This window comes from Thermotoga maritima MSB8 (genome assembly GCF_000008545.1).
GTDB lineage: Bacteria > Thermotogota > Thermotogae > Thermotogales > Thermotogaceae > Thermotoga > Thermotoga maritima.
On the sequence record NC_000853.1, the window covers coordinates 1450901 to 1470953 of the forward strand.

Annotated in this window: 19 protein-coding genes and 1 pseudogene; 14 read left to right on the top strand and 6 right to left on the bottom strand. The window is 45.2% G+C overall.

Annotated features, from left to right (window positions below; genetic code table 11):
* The first annotated feature begins 1 nt into the window (after position 1).
* On the top strand, positions 2 to 418 hold the full coding sequence (locus tag TM_RS07270; RefSeq protein WP_004081696.1) for a DUF1667 domain-containing protein: 417 nt from the start codon (positions 2 to 4) through the stop codon (positions 416 to 418).
* Positions 369 to 764: a CoA-binding protein gene (locus tag TM_RS07275; protein ID WP_004081702.1), complete on the top strand. Its 396-nt coding sequence runs from the start codon at positions 369 to 371 to the stop codon at positions 762 to 764. The genes TM_RS07270 and TM_RS07275 overlap by 50 nt, the downstream gene beginning before the upstream one ends.
* Here TM_RS07275 and TM_RS07280 read toward each other — a convergent pair.
* From TM_RS07280 to TM_RS07295, 4 genes and pseudogenes are all read right to left on the bottom strand, one after another.
* Complete coding sequence (locus tag TM_RS07280) at positions 721 to 1251, bottom strand: glycerol-3-phosphate responsive antiterminator (protein ID WP_004081703.1); 531 nt, start codon at positions 1249 to 1251, stop codon at positions 721 to 723. The genes TM_RS07275 and TM_RS07280 overlap by 44 nt on opposite strands.
* Positions 1236 to 2018: a 16S rRNA (adenine(1518)-N(6)/adenine(1519)-N(6))-dimethyltransferase RsmA gene (rsmA, locus tag TM_RS07285; RefSeq protein WP_004081704.1), complete on the bottom strand. Its 783-nt coding sequence runs from the start codon at positions 2016 to 2018 to the stop codon at positions 1236 to 1238. The genes TM_RS07280 and rsmA overlap by 16 nt, the downstream gene beginning before the upstream one ends.
* Positions 2015 to 3601 (bottom strand): annotated as a pseudogene (locus TM_RS07290) (glycoside hydrolase family 57 protein). The gene rsmA and the pseudogene TM_RS07290 overlap by 4 nt, the downstream one beginning before the upstream one ends.
* Before the next feature lie 4 nt (positions 3602 to 3605).
* Positions 3606 to 4280 (bottom strand): DUF4912 domain-containing protein, encoded by a 675-nt coding sequence (locus TM_RS07295; protein WP_341871632.1) that lies wholly within the window; start codon positions 4278 to 4280, stop codon positions 3606 to 3608.
* 281 nt (positions 4281 to 4561) lie between these two features.
* Here TM_RS07295 and TM_RS07300 point away from each other — a divergent pair, with 281 nt between their 5' ends.
* Genes TM_RS07300 through mfd form a run of 12 tightly spaced genes read left to right on the top strand, consistent with a single transcriptional unit; the run spans position 4562 to position 17033 of the window.
* Positions 4562 to 5266 (top strand): translation initiation factor eIF-2B, encoded by a 705-nt coding sequence (locus tag TM_RS07300; RefSeq protein WP_004081711.1) that lies wholly within the window; start codon positions 4562 to 4564, stop codon positions 5264 to 5266.
* Complete coding sequence (aspS, locus tag TM_RS07305; protein ID WP_004081712.1) at positions 5260 to 6999, top strand: aspartate--tRNA ligase; 1740 nt, start codon at positions 5260 to 5262, stop codon at positions 6997 to 6999. The genes TM_RS07300 and aspS overlap by 7 nt, the downstream gene beginning before the upstream one ends.
* 1 nt (position 7000) lies before the next feature.
* Entirely contained in the window at positions 7001 to 7333 is a 333-nt protein-coding gene (locus tag TM_RS07310; RefSeq protein WP_004081714.1) for an STAS domain-containing protein, read from the top strand.
* Position 7334: 1 nt separating this feature from the next.
* Entirely contained in the window at positions 7335 to 7997 is a 663-nt protein-coding gene (cmk, locus tag TM_RS07315) for a (d)CMP kinase (protein WP_004081716.1), read from the top strand.
* Positions 7994 to 8821: a 4-hydroxy-3-methylbut-2-enyl diphosphate reductase gene (gene ispH / locus TM_RS07320; protein WP_004081718.1), complete on the top strand. Its 828-nt coding sequence runs from the start codon at positions 7994 to 7996 to the stop codon at positions 8819 to 8821. The genes cmk and ispH overlap by 4 nt, the downstream gene beginning before the upstream one ends.
* A complete protein-coding gene (locus TM_RS09715) occupies positions 8808 to 9797 on the top strand; it encodes a S1 RNA-binding domain-containing protein (protein WP_244261682.1) in 990 nt (329 codons plus the stop codon). Before ispH ends, TM_RS09715 begins: the two co-directional genes overlap by 14 nt.
* A gap of 23 nt (positions 9798 to 9820) precedes the next feature.
* Positions 9821 to 10438, top strand: a complete 618-nt coding sequence (locus TM_RS09720; RefSeq protein WP_244261683.1) for a S1 RNA-binding domain-containing protein — start codon at positions 9821 to 9823, stop codon at positions 10436 to 10438.
* 3 nt (positions 10439 to 10441) lie between these two features.
* Complete coding sequence (gene der, locus TM_RS07330; protein WP_004081721.1) at positions 10442 to 11761, top strand: ribosome biogenesis GTPase Der; 1320 nt, start codon at positions 10442 to 10444, stop codon at positions 11759 to 11761.
* A gap of 4 nt (positions 11762 to 11765) precedes the next feature.
* Complete coding sequence (plsY, locus tag TM_RS07335; protein WP_004081723.1) at positions 11766 to 12356, top strand: glycerol-3-phosphate 1-O-acyltransferase PlsY; 591 nt, start codon at positions 11766 to 11768, stop codon at positions 12354 to 12356.
* 4 nt (positions 12357 to 12360) lie between these two features.
* On the top strand, positions 12361 to 13950 hold the full coding sequence (locus TM_RS07340) for a hypothetical protein (RefSeq protein ID WP_004081724.1): 1590 nt from the start codon (positions 12361 to 12363) through the stop codon (positions 13948 to 13950).
* Positions 13937 to 14359 (top strand): tetratricopeptide repeat protein, encoded by a 423-nt coding sequence (locus TM_RS07345; RefSeq protein WP_004081726.1) that lies wholly within the window; start codon positions 13937 to 13939, stop codon positions 14357 to 14359. Before TM_RS07340 ends, TM_RS07345 begins: the two co-directional genes overlap by 14 nt.
* Entirely contained in the window at positions 14352 to 17033 is a 2682-nt protein-coding gene (gene mfd, locus TM_RS07350) for a transcription-repair coupling factor (protein WP_004081728.1), read from the top strand. The genes TM_RS07345 and mfd overlap by 8 nt, the downstream gene beginning before the upstream one ends.
* Positions 17034 to 17048: 15 nt before the next feature.
* Here mfd and rpoD read toward each other — a convergent pair whose 3' ends face one another.
* Positions 17049 to 18272, bottom strand: coding sequence for an RNA polymerase sigma factor RpoD (gene rpoD, locus TM_RS07355; RefSeq protein WP_004081730.1), 1224 nt, complete (start codon positions 18270 to 18272; stop codon positions 17049 to 17051).
* A 5-nt stretch (positions 18273 to 18277) separates the two neighbouring features.
* The gene (dnaG, locus tag TM_RS07360; RefSeq protein WP_004081732.1) at positions 18278 to 19975 is read right to left on the bottom strand and encodes a DNA primase; all 1698 of its coding nucleotides are present in this window, start codon (positions 19973 to 19975) and stop codon (positions 18278 to 18280) included.
* Positions 19976 to 20053 lie beyond the last annotated feature (78 nt).

Below are 20053 nucleotides of genomic sequence, written 5' to 3' on the forward strand. Positions count from 1 at the left end.
AATGTTCAAAAATGTCGTTTGCGTTCAGTGCCCGATCGGGTGTAAAATTAAGGTGGAGCTAACTGAAGACGGCCACATAAAATCCATAACAGGAAACAGGTGCCCACGAGGTGTTGAATACGCAAAGGATGAGATAAAAGATCCAAAAAGAGTCGTTCCAACGAGCATCAGAGTATTGAACGGAGAGCTTCCACTCGCATCCGTCAAGACAGACAAACCGATTCCGAAGAGATTCATACCGGAACTCATGAAGATAGTTAGAGAAATCAAAGTGGAAGCCCCCGTGAAGGCCGGTGATGTTGTTCTAAGAGATCTCTTTGGAACAGGAGCGAATCTTGTTGTAACAAGAACGGTGAGGAGGTTAGAAAATGGATCCAAAGAAATTCAAAAAGATAGCACTGGTTGGAGCGACGGTTAATCCAAGAAAGTACGGAAACGTGATACTTAAAGATCTGGTTTCCAAGGGATTCGAGGTTTTACCGGTGAATCCCAAGTACGACGAGATAGAAGGTTTCAGGGTTTACAAAAGCGTGGAGGAACTTCCTGAAAACATCGATGTGATAGTCTTCGTTGTACCACCTGAAGTCGCACTTGAAGAAACAAAGAAGGCGTACGACGCGGGTTTCAGAAGATTCTGGTATCAACCGGGAGCGTTCTCAGAAGAGATCAAAAGATTCCTCGATTCTTTGAAAGACGTGGAATATTCCGCTGAAAAGTGTATCATGGTAGAAACTTCATCTTCCAGAGGATTCTTGAACTTGTAGAGATCGCTGAAACGTGTTTGAGGATTTCGCGAGCTTCTTCCTCTGTTTCAACGAGCCCGGCGGCGATCACTGTCCTGCCGGGTATTTTTCTGGCCACTTTCGGAGCCACCGCACCTGGAAGGACTTCCACCACATCTACCCCGAGCGTTTCTATCTGTTCGATACCTCTTTCGACCGCTTTCGAGTCGAGAGCAAAGAATCTGAGGACAGCGGGAATTCCGTTCTTCTTTGCAACGACGTAATTTTTTGGCTTTATCGTGATGATACCATCGGCACCGGCCTTTTTCACAAAAAGAATCGCTTCTTCTCCCTCTCCTAGTCCGTTCACAAAATCCATATCAACAAAAACGGTTTTTCCCCTGTCTTTGAGAATCTTCAGATGAAACTTCAGATTCAAAATGTCGCTCTTCAAAAGGAAGACCACATCGGGTTCTATTTCTCCTATGGAATCCATATCCCACAGCGCAGCTATTATCCCCTTGAACATTCGAGTGCTCTCCTCCATTTTTCATAGAGTTCCACGATCTCCTCAACGGTGAGCTGTTCCGCTCTTCTTGACAAATCTACTCCCTCGAAGATAGAAAGAAACGGTCTCAGATTATTTTTGAGCGTTTTTCTTTTTTTTGCGAATATCATCGAGACGAATTTTTTGAATTTTTCGAAATCCAAATCCACAGGTTTTCTCTTCAAATCTACAACTGTGGAATCAACCTCAGGGTTCGGTACAAAACAGGATCTTGAAACATCGAAGAGCTTTTTCACCTCGTAGAACGTCTGAACCACAACCGAAAGGTATCCGTACGTTTTCTTTCCGGGTTTCGCCAGGATCCTTTCACCAACCTCTTTCTGAATCATGACGATGGCTCTTTTGAATTTCCATTCTATGATCTTTTCCATGAGGGGACCTGTTATGTTGTAGGGGATGTTGGACACACAAATTGCGCCTTCAGGAACGTTTTTCGCTTTCAGGAAATCTTCGAATCTCAATTCCACATTGGGATACTTCGAAAGTCTTTCTTGAAGAATCGGAGCAAGACTTTCATCGATTTCGTAGGCGATGACCCTCGCACCAGTCTTAGCGAGTTCTTCCGTGAGAGTTCCAGCTCCGGCTCCTATCTCCACCACCACATCCTCTGGAGTCAGTTCAGCCGCTTTCACGATGCGCTTCGCTATTCTATCGTCTGAAAGAAAGACCTGTCCCAGGTGTTTTTTCAATCTTACACCGTACTTTTTCAGATAATCAGACGTCTTCAAATCACATCCCTCGCCATCACCCTGAAGTTTATCTCTGGAAAGATGGCATCCGTCCACTCGTAGTATCTTAGCATCTCTTCGTCTATTCTTCCAGAAACGAGTTGATCGTAGAGGTTCAGAAACCTCTTTATGTGAAGCTTCGTTCTGTTTTCCGCGTATTGAACACTCGTTCTTGTAGTCATGATGAAAGCCCAGTCGCTCGATTGTGCGAGAAATAGTTCTCTCAGCATCTGATTCAAAACCCTTTCCACGAGTGGATCGGAACTGTTGTAGTACTTTTTCGAAAGATCTATCATTCTTTCGATCATCTCGTGGAGATGCCTGTAGATCCAGTCGTTCGTTCCGTTGAGCCACGTTTCGTAGTATCCTCCGGCACCCCAGCTCGAGTCGGCGGGTGTGGCGATCTGAACCTCTTCGAGAGTGTCTATAACTTCGGATGCGGTGACGAGCTTCAGGTCTTTTGATTCATTCACCAGTTCAAAGAACCTCTTCAAGAAGAACACACCCTCGAACCACCAGTGACCGAAGAGCTCAGCGTCGAAGGGAGCAACGATGACCGGTTCGACACCCATTATATCCATCAATCTTCTTGCCTGACTTTCCTTTTTGTGAAGGAAGTCCCTCGCGTGTTCTTCCACAGCTTCCATGGCCAGATCTATGTCGTAATATTCTTTCTGCGAAGCATCCAAGCTTTTCGAAGTTATCCTGTGGTATTTTATTCCGGTGTTTATCCTGACTCCAGAAGGGTCTATGTAATCTTTTATGTACTCCATTTCTCTGTCGAAACCTATATCTCTGTAGAATTCTCTGTACCTTGGATCACCAGGATACCCAACGGCTGCACTCCAGACCTGTTCGCTCGACTCCGGATCTCGTGCGAAGGCGAAAACACCACTTGGCGTCATGATGGGTCTGTAGACACCGTATCTGGGTTGTTCATCGGCGAACCAGAAGGCATGAGAATCCACAAAGAAATACTCAACGTTGTTCTGGGCAAGGTACAGATCCAGCCCCTGATAGTATCCGCATTCCGCAAGCCAAATACCCCTTGGGTGTTACGTCATGTGCTTAGCGTAGTTCTTCACGCCAACTGTGATCTGAGCGTTCACCACCTCTGGGTACATCTGATAGAGCGGCAAAAACGCGTGTGTGGCGTTGCAGGTCACTATCTCCAGCTTTCCGGTCTCCTGGTATTTTTTGAAGCCCTCCAAGATGTTTCCATCGTAAGAGCGAAACACGTTCAGAATTTTTTCAAAATGTTCACGGTAGAATTTAGCCATCTTATGCTTCAGCGGGTGCTCCTTTTTAGTTCTCTCCACTTCCTTGTTTGCGAGTTCGATCAGTTTTTCCATGTGTCTTTCGTACTTCTCCTGAAGGTCTCTGGAGGAGAGCATCTCCATCAGCGGAGGAGTGATCGACATGGTCAACCTGAAATCTTCTATTTCATCGAACATCATTAAAAGCGGTATGTAAGTTTCTGTTATGGCCTCAAAAAGCCACCTTTCTTCCAAAAAATGATCGTATTCAGGATGGTGAACGTATGGAAGATGCGCATGCAGAAATATCAGTATTTTTCCTCTCATGAGATTACCTCCCGCTCCTGAAAATTTCCCACATTATTCCCTGGGCCATCATACCCTGTCCGGAAGGAAATCCGGGTGAGGTAACACCTCTTATTTTCTCAACAGGCTTTATTAGACTTCCCTCAGACAGTACCACTGTTCGCTTTTTGTTTTTCAAGTCGTACCATCTTTCCCTGGAAGAGGCCGAAGGAGAAGCGGCAGGGGTTCTGGTGACGTTGGACCTCAACACTGAAACGAACTTTCCCTCATCGTCAAGGTAGCCCATTTCCGAAAGATAATCTGCCCTCGGCATAGGAACGTTGAAGTAGAAGTTCCCTGCGTCGAGCGTGAGTTCATCGAGTCTGTGTTCAAACGTTCTGTGCGCGTTGGTTCCATTGAACATGATGAAAGTCACATCGTAGAGTCTGATCACTGCCTTTCCTTCTCTGGCTTTTTGTTTCATCAGCTCTCTTGTTCTTTGATCGAAGTCCCAGTAAGCGAAAACCACGTAGGGATTAACCGGCATGAGAACAAGCTTATTTTTATCGTAAGTTCTGGGAAGATTTAGATCTTTCTCTTCTCTCCTTTGAACGGTCGTCGAAACACCCGAGGAAGAATCTGTCGTTGAAAAAGCGGATTCCACATGCTCTTTGATGAGTTTTATAACTTCTTTCTTCTTCATGGCCTTTTTCACTCTCAAACCCAAGCTCTTGGCGAATTTTTTGAGCTCCTGAATACTTGGATTTGAGTCGAGCCACTTCAGTATCTCTTCTCCTCTTCATGATTTCGCCCCCCAGTTAATCTTCGTTTTAAAAAATTATAACACAGATGGATTGTGTTGTAAACATGAGATTTTCAGAGATTCAAAGAGATATTTTCGGATAATTCTCGATAATCATGTCTTATGGCTGAAAACAACCGATTACAATTATCGAATCCAGAATGAAAGAGTTTAGGGTAGAATACTATAGAGGTGGGGTTATGGAAGTTTTGAGTTTTTTGAAAGAATTGAACACAGAGGGATCCCAGGAAGTTCTGGAAAAGTTGTTAAAATTTCTCAAAGAGAACTCTGAAAAGCTTGACTCCGGGGAAGTATCGAAAGAGATAGGCATTTTCTGTGAAGAGAAACCCATGGCCGTTCTCGAAAAACTGGCTTTTTTTCTGGAAAATCATTCCCTGAAAGAACTGGAGAAATTCGAGAGAGCTGTGGAGAAATCCTTCGCTCGAACTACAGACTACGCGTCGAATTTTTTCAAAAATAAAAAAATTCTCACGCTGAGCAACAGCAAAACACTGCTGGAGGTGTTTCGTAAAGCCAGACCTCCTATGGTTTTCGTTCTCGAGTCACACCCGGGCGGAGAAGGGAAAATACTGGTAGAATCTTTGAGGAAGATACACCTTCGCGCTGAACCTGTAGAAGATCTGCTGGCCTACAGGATTCTCAGAATGGTTGACGTCTGTTTGACGGGAGCCGACTACGTGGACGAATCGGGGAATGTTTTAAACAAAGTGGGAACCACCACCCTGGCTATTCTGAGCAGAGAGTTGAGGAAACCGTTCTTCGTTGTGGCGGATCCCTTCAAATTCGGTTCGAAGAAGCTGAAAGATACAAACCTTTTTGAAGTGGTACCGTCTGAGTTGATAACGGCGATAATAACCGACCCTGAGGGAGGGACATTATGCTGAGAACACACACGTGTGGAGAGCTGAGAGCAACAGACGAGGGAAAAAAAGTGAAGCTGTGCGGATGGGTGGACAGGATCAGAGATCTCGGTGGTGTGAGATTCATCGACTTGAGAGACAGATACGGTGAGACTCAAATCGTGTGCGATGTGAACAGTGAGGCTTACAGTGTTGTAGATGAACTCACAAGAGAATCCGTCGTTCTGGTTGAGGGAACCGTGAGAAAAAGGCCAGAAGGGACGGAAAATCCGAACATCGAAACAGGAGAAATAGAAGTCGTCGCCGAAAGAATAGAGATCCTGTCTCTTGCCGATCCGCTTCCTTTTTATCCTGGAGAAACACCTAAAGAAGAAATGAGACTCAAGTACAGATACATAGATCTTCGTTCCGAGAGAATGAAGAGAAATATCATTTTGAGATACAGAATATCGAAAATCATCAGAGATTACTTTGATGAACTCGGTTTCCTTGAAATAGAAACTCCCTTTCTCACAAGAAGCACTCCGGAAGGGGCGAGGGATTTCCTCGTACCTTCGAGACTCAGACCCGGAAAGTTCTACGCGCTGCCTCAATCTCCTCAGCTCTTCAAGCAGATTCTGATGATCTCCGGCTTCGACAGATACTTCCAGATAGTCAGATGCTTCAGGGACGAAGACCTCAGAGCAGACAGGCAACCGGAGTTCACCCAGGTTGACGTGGAGATGTCCTTTGTCGATGTGGAAGATGTACTGAATGTGAGCGAAGGAATGGTTTCAAGAGTGTTCAAAGAATCTTCTGGCATCGATCTCAAGGTTCCCTTCGACAGAATTCCGTACGACGATGCGATGGAAAAGTATGGAACAGACAAGCCAGACAGAAGATACGGAATGGAACTTCGAGATTTTGGATACGCTTTTGAGACCACGGAGTTCAAGGTGATAAGGAACGTCCTCAATGAAGGAGGAAGTGTGAAGGGTTTCATCGTTCCCGGATTCGCTTCGGAGATGAGCAGAAAGAAAGGCGAAGAACTCATGGCAAGAATGAAAGAACTCGGTCTCGGCGGTCTCATCTGGTTCAAATTGGACGGTGGAATCACGTCACCACACCTGAAACACCTCGAAAAAGAATTCAGAAAGATCGCAGAAACGGAAAACATGAACGAAGGAGACGTCTGTCTCATAGCGGCCCACACTGATAGAAACCTCCTCAACGAAGCCCTTGGAACGCTGAGGCTGGAAATCGGAAAAGAGCACTTCTCACACCTTGCAAAAGGATTCGATGTACTCTGGGTAGTCGACTTTCCATACTTCGAGTGGAGCGAGGAAGAAGAAAGATTTGTGGCGCGGCACCACCCCTTCACAATGCCCGTTCTGGAAACCTTAGGTGATGATTACACAAAGGTCCGGGCGAAAGCCTACGATCTCGTCATCAACGGTTACGAAGTCGGTGGAGGAAGCATCAGGATTCACAGAAGAGATATTCAGGAGAAAATCTTTGAACTTCTTGGGTTGAGTGAAGAGGAAGCACAGAAAAAATTCGGCTTCTTCCTCGAAGCGTTCAGGTACGGCGTTCCGCCGCACGGCGGGATAGCTTTCGGACTGGATCGATTGGTGAGCATCATAGCCGGTGAGAGTTCTATAAGAGAAGTGATAGCGTTTCCAAAAACAGGAAACGGTGTGTGCCTCTTGACGGGAGCCCCCGCTGAAGTTGATGAAAGGCAACTCAGAGAACTCAGAATTAGAATAGAGGAGGGATAACATGAACAACCTCAAACTCGATATCGTTGAACAGGATGACAAAGCCATCGTGAGAGTGCAGGGGGACATAGACGCTTACAATTCTTCGGAGTTGAAGGAACAGCTTAGAAACTTCATCTCGACCACCAGCAAGAAGAAGATCGTCCTCGATCTTTCGTCTGTCTCCTACATGGACAGCGCGGGCCTTGGAACACTCGTTGTGATTTTGAAGGACGCGAAAATCAACGGAAAGGAGTTCATCCTCAGCTCACTGAAAGAAAGCATATCGAGAATACTAAAACTTACCCATCTCGATAAGATCTTCAAAATCACCGATACAGTGGAGGAGGCGTGAAATGGGGTTTCAAATAGCAATAGACGGTCCCGCAGCGTCTGGAAAGTCCACAATAGCAAAGCTTCTTGCTGAAAAACTCGGCTTCGATCATCTGAACACGGGAGCAACGTACCGTGCCGTTGCAGTTTATCTGCACGAAAAAGGGCTCAGTTCCTCTTCCGCTGAAGAAGAGATCGAAAACGTGCTGAAAGATCTGAAGATAGACTATGTGAACGGAAGAGTCTACATCAACGGAGAGGATTACACAGAAAAGATTCAAAGTCCAGAGGCGGGGGTTCTTGCCTCAAATTTTGCCAGGCTTGAAGTTGTGAGAAGGCACCTGGTCAGAATCCAGCGGGAAATATGTGACGACAAAAACATCGTGGTCGAGGGAAGGGATATAGGAACGGTTGTGCTTCCAAACGCTCACCTGAAGATATTTCTCACAGCGTCTCTGGAAGCGCGCGTAGAGAGAAAGTTGAAAGAGTACCAGAAAAGAGGTCTAAAGGTCACAAAAGAAGAAGTTGAAAGAGAACTCATCTCGAGGGATGAGCAGGATTCCAAGCGGAACGTAGCCCCATTGAAACCAGCGGAAGATGCTGTGATCATAGACACAACCAGTATGAGTGTGGAAGAAGTGCTCGACAGGATCCTAAAACTGGTCAGGGAGAGGATGAACACTTGAAAATAGTAGTGGCAAAGAATATCGGTTTTTGTTTTGGAGTGGAAAGAGCGATAAGAACCGTGGAGGAGTTACTCGATGAAGGAAAGAAAGTGGTAACAGATGGTGAGATAGTCCACAACAAACAGGTGATGGAGCAACTGACAAAGAAAGGATTGAAAGTGTCTTCGGAGATGACAGATGGAGAGGTGTTCGTTGTAAGGGCTCACGGTATCCCGAAAGATAGACTCGAAGAACTGAAAAAGATCTTTCCAGAGGTCGTCGATCTCACCTGTCCCATAGTTTCTCAACTGTTCAAAACCGCTCAAAGATATGCCAAAGAGAGGAAAGTCATCGTTTTTGGAAAAGAAGACCACCCGGAAATGGTGGCACTGAGAGGATACGCTCCTGCCATCGTCACGAAAGTTCCGTTCAAGCTCGAAGAAAAAAAGGTGGTCTTTCTCTCTCAGACCACTTCTTCGCTCGAAGAATATAAAGAGTTCGTTGCAGCGATGATCAGGATGAACGAATTCGAAGAAGCCGTTTTCCTCAACACCATATGCCCCGTAACTGTGAACCGAGAAAGGGAAGTGGAGGAGCTTTCAAAGATCTGTGATCTTTCCATAGTGGTCGGAGGAAAGCACAGTTCAAACACAGGAAAACTCTTCAGAATCGCTTCAAAACACTCAAAGACGATCTGGATAGAATCACCTGACGAATTACCAGCGGACGTAGTAAAATATGGTACGGTGTGTGTGTTCAGCGGTACTTCTACACCCAATTCTCTGATAGAAAACGTTGTCAGAAAACTGAAAGAGATGGAGGGGAAGAGAGATGGAACCATTTGAATTCAACGATGAAATCCTCAGCCAGTACGAACCTGAGGAGTTCAGAAGAGGACAGATTGTAAAAGGTGTGGTTATCGGCAAGGAAGACGATGGTGTGGTGGTGGACTTCGGGGGAAAAAGCGAGGGATTCGTACCGGAGAACGAACTGATCAAATCCTTAGATGAGTACAAAGTGGGTGAGAATCTCACCCTTCAAATACTGAATCTGAACTACGAAGAGAGATCTATTCTCTCGGAGAGGAGACCAGTTCTTCGAAAAACGCTTGAAGAGTTGAGAAAAGATTACGAAGAAAAGAAACCTGTGAAAGCCCGCATCGTTTCGCAGACGAAAGGAGGATACAACGTTTTACTGAAAGGAGTAGTCTCTGCTTTTCTTCCAGGATCACACTCCCTCCTCAGAAGGAACGATCCCATGCCTGAAAAAGAAATAGAAGTCATCATTTTGGAAATGGCTCAGACGAGACGGGGACCAAGAATCGTTGTTTCGCGAAGAGCTCTCCAGGATAAGAAGATCGAGGAGTTCTTCTCAGAGAAGAAAGTGGGAGACATCGTAGAAGGTACCGTGAAAGGGATCAGTAACGCAGGTGTCGAAGTTGAAATTTCAGAGGGAGTGAGGGGATTCATTCCCAGGAGCGAACTCAGCTACGACACCAGAATATCTCCTGAAGACATAGTGAAACCCGGCCAGAACATAACAGCGAAGATAATCGAACTGGACAAGGTGAAAAAGAATGTCATCCTGAGTTTGAAGAAACTCATGCCCGATCCGTGGGAAAAAGTGGAAGAGAAGTATCCGGTTGGAAAAGTGGTGAGTGGAGAAGTGACTTCGATTCATCCGTTCGGATTTTTTGTGAGACTGGAGCCCGGCGTGGAAGGACTTGTGCCAAGGTCTGAAGTCTTCTGGGGGAACGCAAGAAAAAGTCTTGAAGAAGTGGTGAGTGTTGGAGATCTGGTGAAGTTGAAGTTATCAATGTAGACAAAGAAAACAGAAAACTCACTTTGAGCTACAGAAAGGCAAAGGGAGATCCATGGGAAAACATCGAAGACAGGTACAATGTCAACAACGTGGTGACAGGAAAGGTGACGGGAATCATAAAACAGGGAGCTTTTGTCGAGTTAGAAGAAGGTGTTGAAGGATTCGTTCCCGTCTCTGAAATTTCATGGAAAAGAATTGATGAACCTGGAGAAATTCTAAAGATCGGCGAAAAGGTGAAAGTGAAGATCTTGAAGATAGACAAAGAGAACAGAAAGATCACTCTCAGCATAAAAAGAACACAGGAAAATCCCTGGGAACGTGCTCTCAAAGAGTTGAAACCAGATTCCATCGTGAGTGGAACCATAAAGAAGATCGTGAACTCGGGAGTGGTAGTGGAAGTCGAAGAGTACGATGTGGAGGGTTTCGTGCCGAACAACCATCTTCTCAGCGAGCCTGAAACGGGAAAAGCTTTAAACCTCGTCGTTCTTAGAATAGATCCCGACGAGGTGTTCGGTGGAAGAATGATACTGAGCGAAAAGCGGTATGAAGAAAGGAAAAACATAGAGGAGTACAAAAAAATGGTGGAGAAGGAGAGCTCTCAGAAATCCATTGGAGACCTTCTCAAAAAGAATGGAGAGTGAAATATGGCGACGGTTCTGATAGTTGGTAGACCAAACGTTGGAAAGTCTACTCTGTTCAACAAGCTGGTAAAGAAGAAAAAGGCTATTGTCGAAGACGAAGAAGGGGTCACCCGTGACCCCGTTCAAGATACTGTAGAGTGGTACGGGAAAACCTTTAAACTCGTGGACACCTGTGGAGTCTTCGACAATCCACAGGACATCATTTCCCAAAAGATGAAGGAAGTTACCCTGAACATGATCAGAGAAGCTGATCTCGTTCTGTTCGTTGTCGATGGAAAAAGAGGAATTACAAAAGAAGACGAATCGCTTGCCGATTTTCTCAGGAAATCCACCGTTGATACTATCCTTGTGGCGAACAAAGCGGAAAATCTCAGAGAGTTCGAAAGAGAAGTGAAGCCGGAGCTTTACAGTTTAGGATTTGGAGAACCAATACCCGTTTCTGCAGAGCACAACATAAATCTCGATACTCTCCTGGAGACGATCATCAAAAAGCTCGAAGAAAAAGGGCTGGATTTAGAATCAAAGCCCGAAATCACCGACGCAATAAAAGTTGCCATCGTTGGCCGACCGAACGTGGGAAAATCCACACTCTTCAACGCTATATTGAACAAAGAACGAGCTCTTGTGTCACCGATACCTGGAACAACGAGGGATCCCGTTGACGACGAAGTGTTTATAGACGGAAGAAAATACGTATTCGTTGACACGGCTGGTTTGAGGAGAAAATCCAGGGTCGAACCCAGGACTGTTGAAAAATACAGCAACTACAGGGTTGTGGACAGCATAGAAAAAGCGGACGTTGTTGTGATAGTTCTTGATGCAACTCAGGGTATCACAAGACAGGACCAGAGAATAGCCGGCCTTGTGGAAAGACGAGGGAGAGCCAGCGTCGTTGTTTTCAACAAATGGGATCTCGTTGAACACCGTGAAAAAAGGTACGACGAATTCACCAAATTATTCAGAGAGAAGCTCTATTTCATCGATTACAGTCCGCTTATCTTTACCTCCGCTGACAAAGGCTGGAACATAGACAGAGTGATAGACGCTATCAATTTAGCGTACGCTTCTTACACAACGAAAGTGCCGTCCAGTGCCATTAATTCGGCTCTTCAGAAAGTGCTCGCGTTCACGAATCTCCCTCGTGGTCTCAAGATCTTTTTCGGTCTTCAGGTGGACATAAAACCGCCTACTTTTCTCTTCTTTGTGAACAGCATAGAAAAGGTAAAAAATCCACAAAAGATTTTCCTCAGAAAACTGATCAGGGACTACGTTTTTCCGTTCGAGGGATCTCCTATATTCTTGAAGTTCAAGAGGAGCAGGTGATATCGTGGGCTGGTGGCTTTTCCCGATTCTCGGTTACTTCATAGGCTCGATTCCTTTCAGTTACTTGATCCCGAAGTGGCTGAAGGGTATTGATGTGAGAAAAGTGGGGAGTGGCAACGTTGGAGCGACGAATGCTATAAGAACCACAGGTCCTGCCGTTGGAGGGATTTGTCTTCTTCTGGATGCTTTGAAGGGATTTTTCCCTGTGTTCATTACCATTACTTTCTCAGGAGATTCGAAGATCGTATCACTCACGGCGATCGCGACTGTCCTCGGACACGATTTTCCGATTTTCATGAAGTTCAAAGGTGGAAAAGGAGTCGCTTCCACCCTTGGAATCATTTTCTGTCTTTCGTGGCCTACGGGACTAGTGTTCACACTGACCTGGCTTGTCATCGTAATGCTGACTAAATACGCTTCGCTTGGATCTCTTGTAGCTCTTTACGTTTCTGCTCTTCTGGGATATCTGCTCAAGGGCTACGATACGGGAATGCTGTTTCTCATTCTCGCGGTTCTTTCCACTCTCAGACACTCCGAAAACATCCAGCGTCTCCTGAACGGTACAGAAAGGAAGGTAAACCTCTTCAAGAGGTGAAAACGTGAAAAAAACGATATTGCTTTTGTTTCTGCTAACTTTTTCTGCTCTTTTCGCTCAAAGCGTTAGAGAGATGTTCTCAGAAGCGATCATAGACTGGGCAAAGGGAGATATATCTTCCGCACAGCAGAAGATAGAGGAGATCTTCTACAAACCCATCCCCGCTGAGAATCTCGCAGAGTTTTGGTATTTGAGAGCAAAATTGATGATAGAAACAGGAAGAGTGAGAGAGGCTTACGAGGATCTGAAAAACCTGCTTGTTATCGTACCGGATCAGCCTGAAGTGCTCTCGCTGGTTAACAATCTGGAATTCATACTGCAGGACAAAGAATCTGATTCTTTCAACATGAAAACGTTAAAAACACTCCAGGGTTTTAAAGATGGAATAGAATATTTTCTCACACCCACGGATGTGTCAATTTTTGGTGAGAGTATATACATCGTTGATCCGGTCAACAACCGTCTTATCGAAAGCGATGGTTTCAATTTCACCGTTAGAAACTTATCTTTCCAACCGGAGCAGGTGTTCACCGATAGGGACGGAAACGTCTTCTTGATCTCAAGAGACGGAAGGGTTTTCAAGAATGAAAAGGAAATAGGGAAGTTTCTCAATCCGATAGGAGCAGGTGTTTTGAATTCTGGAGAGTTTACCCTGGCAGATGTGGATAAAATCGTTTTGATCTCAGAAAACGGTTTGAAGAGAGAAATACCAATCGATGGGAAACCCCTGATCGTCGATGCGGAGGTGTACTGCAGGCAGGTTGTCGTTCTTGACACCTGGAGCAATTCTCTCATCGTGATCAACGTGGATACAGAATCACAGAAAAACATCCCTCTCCCCGTTCCAACACGTTCCTTTGAAATCTTTTACGATGGTTCTTATCTTCTCCTGGATCAGTCTGGAAATCTCTTCCATTTCGATGGAAAAAAACTTCAAACAATAGGGCAGGTTCCCCAGTACGTGAACATAGAGTACGAATATCCATACCTGTTTGGAATGAACTGGGACAAGAACTCGATTGAGATCTCCCTTCTCAAGTCCTCGGAACCTATCTTTGTTCACATCGATTCTTTTGAATTGACTGTCGACAAAATGTTCCTGTACGTGAGGGTGGAGAATGCCTTTGGACGTGATATCGATCTGGTTCAGCTCTTCTCAGATCTTTTCGAAGCGCGCGGAAGAGTACCCTTCGAAGTTTCACACGAGCTGAGAGAATACACAGTATACATAAGCGATGAGGAGTTTCTCTCTAAGAAAGTCTACCAGATAAACGATCGAAAGGGATACTGCGTTGTAGTGCCCCCGGATATTACCTTCTCAAACGAACAGCTCGCCGTTTTGAAACTCAAAAACGTCAAGCTCTACACCTCTCCTGAAGCGAGCGCAGCTCTGAAAGATTTTTGCTACAGATCGGGAGGAGGCATCGGTGAACCCCACTTCCTAAAACATAACCTCTGGGTCTTCAGCTTTTCTTATGTGAAGCCTATAACCGAAGAGATCATTCCTATTTCCGTTTCTTTCAAAACACCCGACATGAACTATTCAGACACCATATACGTCACAAAGAAGGTGATAGAACTTGGTCTCCAGTGAATTTGAAGAAGCATACCGTGAACTTGAAGAAGGAAAGCTGGAGAGTGCCTTGGAAAAATTTTTGAAAATAGCCGAAAAAGAACAATCAGTAGAAGTCTGGGTCAACATAGGGAACATCTACAGAAGAATGAACCTTCTGGCAAAGGCTATTGAGAGCTACAAAAGAGCACTGGAAATAGATCAAAAAAATCCGGTTGTTCTTTTCAATCTGGGAAGCGCATACTATCAGATGGGGAAATTTTTCGAGGCTCTGAAACTGCTGGAAAAGGCCGAGGAACAGGGATTGACAGATCCCAGAGTGAAGATAGTGAAAGCCCTGTGTAAGATAAAGCTCAACCTTCCAGACCCCATGGAAGGACTCGATGAAGACCAGAAGAGGATTGTAAAAGACCTGATGAAAAATGGTTGAGATTCTTCTGCTGCCGAACGAAAGGTTTTCGAATATAGAAGGATACATTTTCTATCCTTCGAGAGATGTTTTGCCTCTCGAAGATGTTGTTTTGTCACCCGAGATAAAAGGAAAAAGAATAGAAATCCTGTGGAGGCTTCTAAACGGGGAGAACCTCAAGATAGCCACTACCCTGAAAGCGCTCACCGAAAAGGTGTTCTCACCCGATTTTCTGAGAGAAAACTCCCTGATGATAGCACGATCCACAAAACTCACGCTGTCCCCAGAAAAACTCGTCGAAATGGGATATGAACTTGTTTTCACTGTTCAGAACGTGGGAGAATTTGCCATTCGCGGAGATATAATCGACATTTACTCTCCAGGGAACGACTTTCCCGTGAGGATAGAACTGTTTGGAGACGAAATTGAAGAAATTCGTTTCTTCAAGGTAGACACCCAGCGTTCATTCCAAGGTGTTGATAAGACTCTGATACTTCCTTTTGTTGATTTCTACGGTGAAAGCACCTTGCTTGATTTCTTAAAGACAGATGCTCGCTTCATCTGTGAAGATCTTCAAAAGGTTCTGGATGAGTACAGAAAGTTCAGAAAAGAAATGAGGGACCTTTTGAAGGAACGCTACAACGACTTCTTCGATGAAAGAGTAGTCGAAGTGATACTCAAAAACGTTGAGAAGGGTTCTGCACCGCTATCAACACGTGTTGAGAAAAAAGAATCGCTGCCCATTCTGGATGTCGATGAGATCGAAGAGGGTGGGCTCGTAGTTCACAGAGAGCACGGAATAGCCATTTTCGAGGGGATTGTTCGTCTCAAGGGAGTTCTCGGAGAGAGGGATTATTTGAAGTTGAAATATGAAGACGCAATTTTGTACGTTCCCATCGAGAAGATCGACAGAGTTCATAAATATATAGGTGATCCTTCGCAGGTTAAACTCGACCGGATGAACCGCGGAAAATGGAAACAAACACTGAAGAAAGTGAGAGAAGACATCGAGAAAAAGATCAAAGAACTCGTTGAACTTTACATGAAAAGACAGGAGGCCCAGGGTCTTTCTCTTCCAGGTGACCCAGAACTGGAAGAAAAATTCGCGGAATCTTTTCCATACATTGAAACTCCTGATCAGCAGCAGAGTATAGAAGAAGTACTAAGCGATCTTGCCTCTGAAAAACCAATGGACAGGCTCCTGTGTGGAGACGCGGGTGTTGGAAAAACAGAAGTAGCTCTGCGAGCTGCGTTTCGTGCAGTCGCATCTGGTAAGCAGGTAGCGGTGCTCGTCCCAACCACCGTTCTGGCAAGACAACACTACGAGAACTTCAAAGAGAGAATGGAACCGTTCGGTGTAAAAGTGGAACTCCTGGACAGTTCAAGAACAGCGAGAGAAAAGAAGGAGATCATCGAAAAGCTGAAGAAGGGAGAAATAGACATCATCATAGGTACACACTCTCTGCTGAACGAACGGATCGAATTCTCCGATCTTGGTCTTGTCATCATCGACGAAGAACAAAAGTTTGGAGTTGAGCAAAAAGAAAGATTCAAGAAACTGAGACTCTCGGTGAACGTGCTAACCCTGAGTGCTACACCTATTCCACGCACCCTCCACATGGCCCTCTCTGGAATGAAAGATTTTTCTGTGATAAATTCTCCTCCCCCTGGAAGAAAACCAGTATACGTTTATGTCGCAGAGTACAGCGATGATCTCGTCAAGGGAGCGGTGATCAGGGAGATAAACAGGGGAGGTCAGGTGATCTACGTTCACAACCGCGTGGAAGAACTACCGGAGGTTTTCGAAAAACTGAAAAGGATGTTTCCGGAGTTGGAAATAGCGGTTGCCCACGGAAAGATGTCCAGAAAAACCATGGAGAGAATTGTCCACGAGTTCTACCGCGGGAACATCGATGTTCTTCTGTGTACCACAATTATCGAGAATGGTGTTGATATACCGAATGCAAACACACTCATAGTGGATGACGCACAGAGATACGGCCTTTCACAGCTCTATCAGCTCAGAGGAAGGGTGGGTAGAAGCGACCGAAGGGCCTTTGCGTACTTCCTGTACCCGAAGGGTACTCCAAGAAGCGCTCTTGAAAGACTGAAGGTGCTTAAATCCTACACAGGCTTTGGAAGCGGTCTTCAAATAGCACTGAAAGATATGGAACTGAGAGGTGTGGGAGATGTCCTCGGTTTGGAACAACATGGAAACGTTGTGTCCGTCGGTTTGAAACTGTACAACGAAATCTTGAAAGAGACCATCACGAGATTCAAAGAAAGACGAATCGAAAAGAAACACTCTGTGAACGTTGAAATAGAAAATCCTCCGGGCAGATTTTTCATACCGGAAGATTACGTGCAAAATCCTGTGGAGAGGTTGAGACTTTACAGAAGACTCGCCTCCTCTCTTGATGAGGAAGATCTCGAGGAAATACTGGAGGAGATGAAGGATAGATTCGGAGAACCACCCGAAGAAGTGAAATTACTCGTTGATTACTTCAGATTGAGAGTCAGGGCCTCGAAGCTGGGAATAAAGAAGATCAGGTTCGATCACTCGATGGTGGAAATCTTTCCAAGCAGGAACTCGCCGTTTTTGAATCACCCGAGATACGATCGACGGTCAGGGAGTGTTGTTCTCTACACCAGGAAGGATCCGGTGGAGTTTCTCATGGATATGTTGAAAAAATGAAAGGGTGAGCGATGCTCACCCTTCGTTTTCATCCATCAGAGAGAGCAGTGATTTCAGGTACTTGCTCCTCGATGGATGTCTCAACTTCCGCAGTGCTTTGACCTCTATCTGCCTGATCCTTTCTCTTGTGACATTGAAATACTGGCCAACTTCTTCAAGCGTTTTTGGTTTTCCATCGAGCAAGCCGTACCTCATTCTCAGAACCATCGCTTCTCTTGGGCTCAGAGTTTTCAAGACTTTCTCGAGCTCTTCTCTCATGAGCATCCTCATGGCCTCTTTCTTTGGAGAGGCTATGGAATCGTCAGCCACAAAGTCTTCGATAGAAGAATCCTCATCTTCACCTATAGGAGATTCCAGGGATATGGTTTCCTTCGCTGCTTCGAGTATTTCCTTTATCTTTTCTGGGGGTTTGCCCATCATCTTTGCGAGTTCTTCTATGGATGGTTCTTCACCGTGTTTCTGATAGTACTCTCTTCTCAATCTGTTCAATTTGTTTATAGTTTCCACCATGTGGACAGGTATCCTGATGGTCCTTGCCTGATCCGCTATCGCTCTTGTGATCGCCTGTCTGATCCACCAGGTAGCGTACGTGCTGAATTTGTAACCCTTTCTCCAGTCGAACTTTTCTACCGCCTTCAGAAGTCCTATGTTTCCTTCCTGTATGAGGTCCTGGAAAGAAAGACCGCGCCCCATGTAACGCTTGGCTATACTGACAACAAGCCTCAGATTCGATGTTATGAGTTTCTCTTTGGCCTTCTTATCGCCCATCTGTGCTCGTCTTGCGAGTTCACGTTCCTGAGCAGGTGTGAGTAGAGGAATCTTTCCTATCTCTTTGAGATACATCTTGATAGAATCCCTTACGTTGCTCGAATCGTGTATCTCAGGAGATTCTTTCTCCAGAAGTTCTTCGAGTTCCTGTTCATCACTGGAAGCGCTTATTTCCTCTTCCTCAGGTTCATTTTCCACGATGTTTATTCCATGCTTTTCCAGTTCCTCATGTATTCTCTCTATCAAGTTCGTGTCAAACCCTTCGAAATCTGGCGGGAAGGCCTTGTCTATATCCTCGTACGTTATGTAACCCTTCTTTTTCCCTAAACTTATGAGCTTTTTTATACGCCTCTCTATCTGAGGAGGAAGTGTTTCCTTCTGTTCCTGTGTCTGCTCCTGCGTCTGCTCCTGGTGCTGTTCCTGAAGAACCTGCTGTTCTTCGTTCATTGTGACCTTTTCCTTCTTCGCCATACCGATCACCTCCTCTTTATTTTTCTGAGGAGATCCACTTTCATAGAGAGAAGAAGACGCCTTTCTTCATCGTTTGAAGCTTTCTTTATCATATCATCTATTTCTGCGATACGTCTCTCTATCCGTCGGATTTTCAACTTTTCGGAGAGGTCACCGAGGAATTTCTCGGGATCCTTTGGAGGAGGAATGCTTTCTATTGTCTCAAAAATCCAGTCTTTCAGCTCTTTTGGGAAGTTTTCTATGACTTTGTTCAAATCTTCTCCCAGTGAGACTCTCTTGAAAAACTCCCTCGCGTTTTTATCTTCCAGTACCTCTAAGTCCAGTTCCAGAATCTTTTCCCTCAAATCCTCGTAGTTCAAAAACAAATAAGCCAGTCCTCTCCCCTCATCGTAAACCTTTGACGACTTGGTCTCATGAACAGGCATAGTGTTAGACCTGTCGCTTTCAAAAAAGTTCAAAATCTGGTTTTCTGGTATCTGGAGAGAAGATGAAACCTCATTCACGAGATTTTCTATGTGTTTCAAATATCCTTTCCTTCTCATCTTTTGGACCCAACCTTTGAGGAAAGAAAGGTAGGATCTCACACCCGCGGGGCTGTTCCTGTCAAAGAAGACCTCACCAGCCGTCACCAGAAAATATTCGAACGAACGCGAGTTTTTCAGCATCTTTTTCAATGAACCTTCTCCTTCTTTCTGAAAGAGTTCATCTGGGTCTTTGTAAGGAGAGGGGGTTGCCACAAGCACGTTGAATTCGTAGTCTAGGAGATCCTCGAGGGATTTGAGAGTGGCTCTGAAGCCTGCTTTGTCATTATCGAAACACAGTATGACGTTTTTCGAATACGCCGAAAGTTTTAGAATCGCCTCTCTTGAAAGACTCGCCCCAAGAACAGCGACCGCCGTTGGTATTCCATCCTTTCTGAATGCGAGCGCGTCGAAGTAGCCTTCGGTGATGACGAAAAAACCAACCTCTTTTGCCACTTTTTTCGCCTCATCGAAGAGAAAAAGGGTCTTCTTCTTCGAAAAATACCTGGTCTCTGGAGAGTTCAAATACTTCGGTTCTTCGTTGCCGAGAGCACGCCCACCAAAAGCCACAATATGACCACTGTCGTTCTTTATTGGAACAACGATTCTTCCTTCGAATCTATCAACGAATCGATCACCCTTTTTCAGCGCGATACCGTATCTGACAAGTTCTTCCAGTGTTATGTTCATGCCTTCTGCAACTTCTATAGAGATGCTGGATCTCTTGGGGACGTACCCAAAGCCGAACTTTGCTATATCTTCTTCAGAGAAGCCTCTGCTTTTTAAATAGTCTTTTGCCTCTTTCGATTTCTCCAGCTCTTTGACGTACCTTTTCCACGTTTCTTCGTACAAACGAATGTATTTTCCGTATTCAGAAGTCCCTTCTGTTCTGTAGAGAGAAAGATCAATCCCAGCTCTTTTGGCAAGTCTTTCCAGCGCTTCCTGGAAACTGATCCCTTCCATTTCTTGAAGAAATTTGATGACGTCTCCACTCGCACCGCAGCCGAAACAATGGTATATCTTCAAACCCGGATGAACGTAGAAAGAAGGATTGGTTTCTGAATGAAAGGGACAGAGAGCCCTGTAGGAGGAACCTACCCGGGTAAGATTCACGTACTCGGAAATGACCTCTACGATGTCAACCTTTTCTTTTATTTCCTCGATGACCTCTCGAGGAATCACATTCTCACTCCTCGTTAACAAACAGAAAAAGAGAGGTCCGGGAGAACCGGACCCCGCAATTGTCTGCTGCCAGCAAAA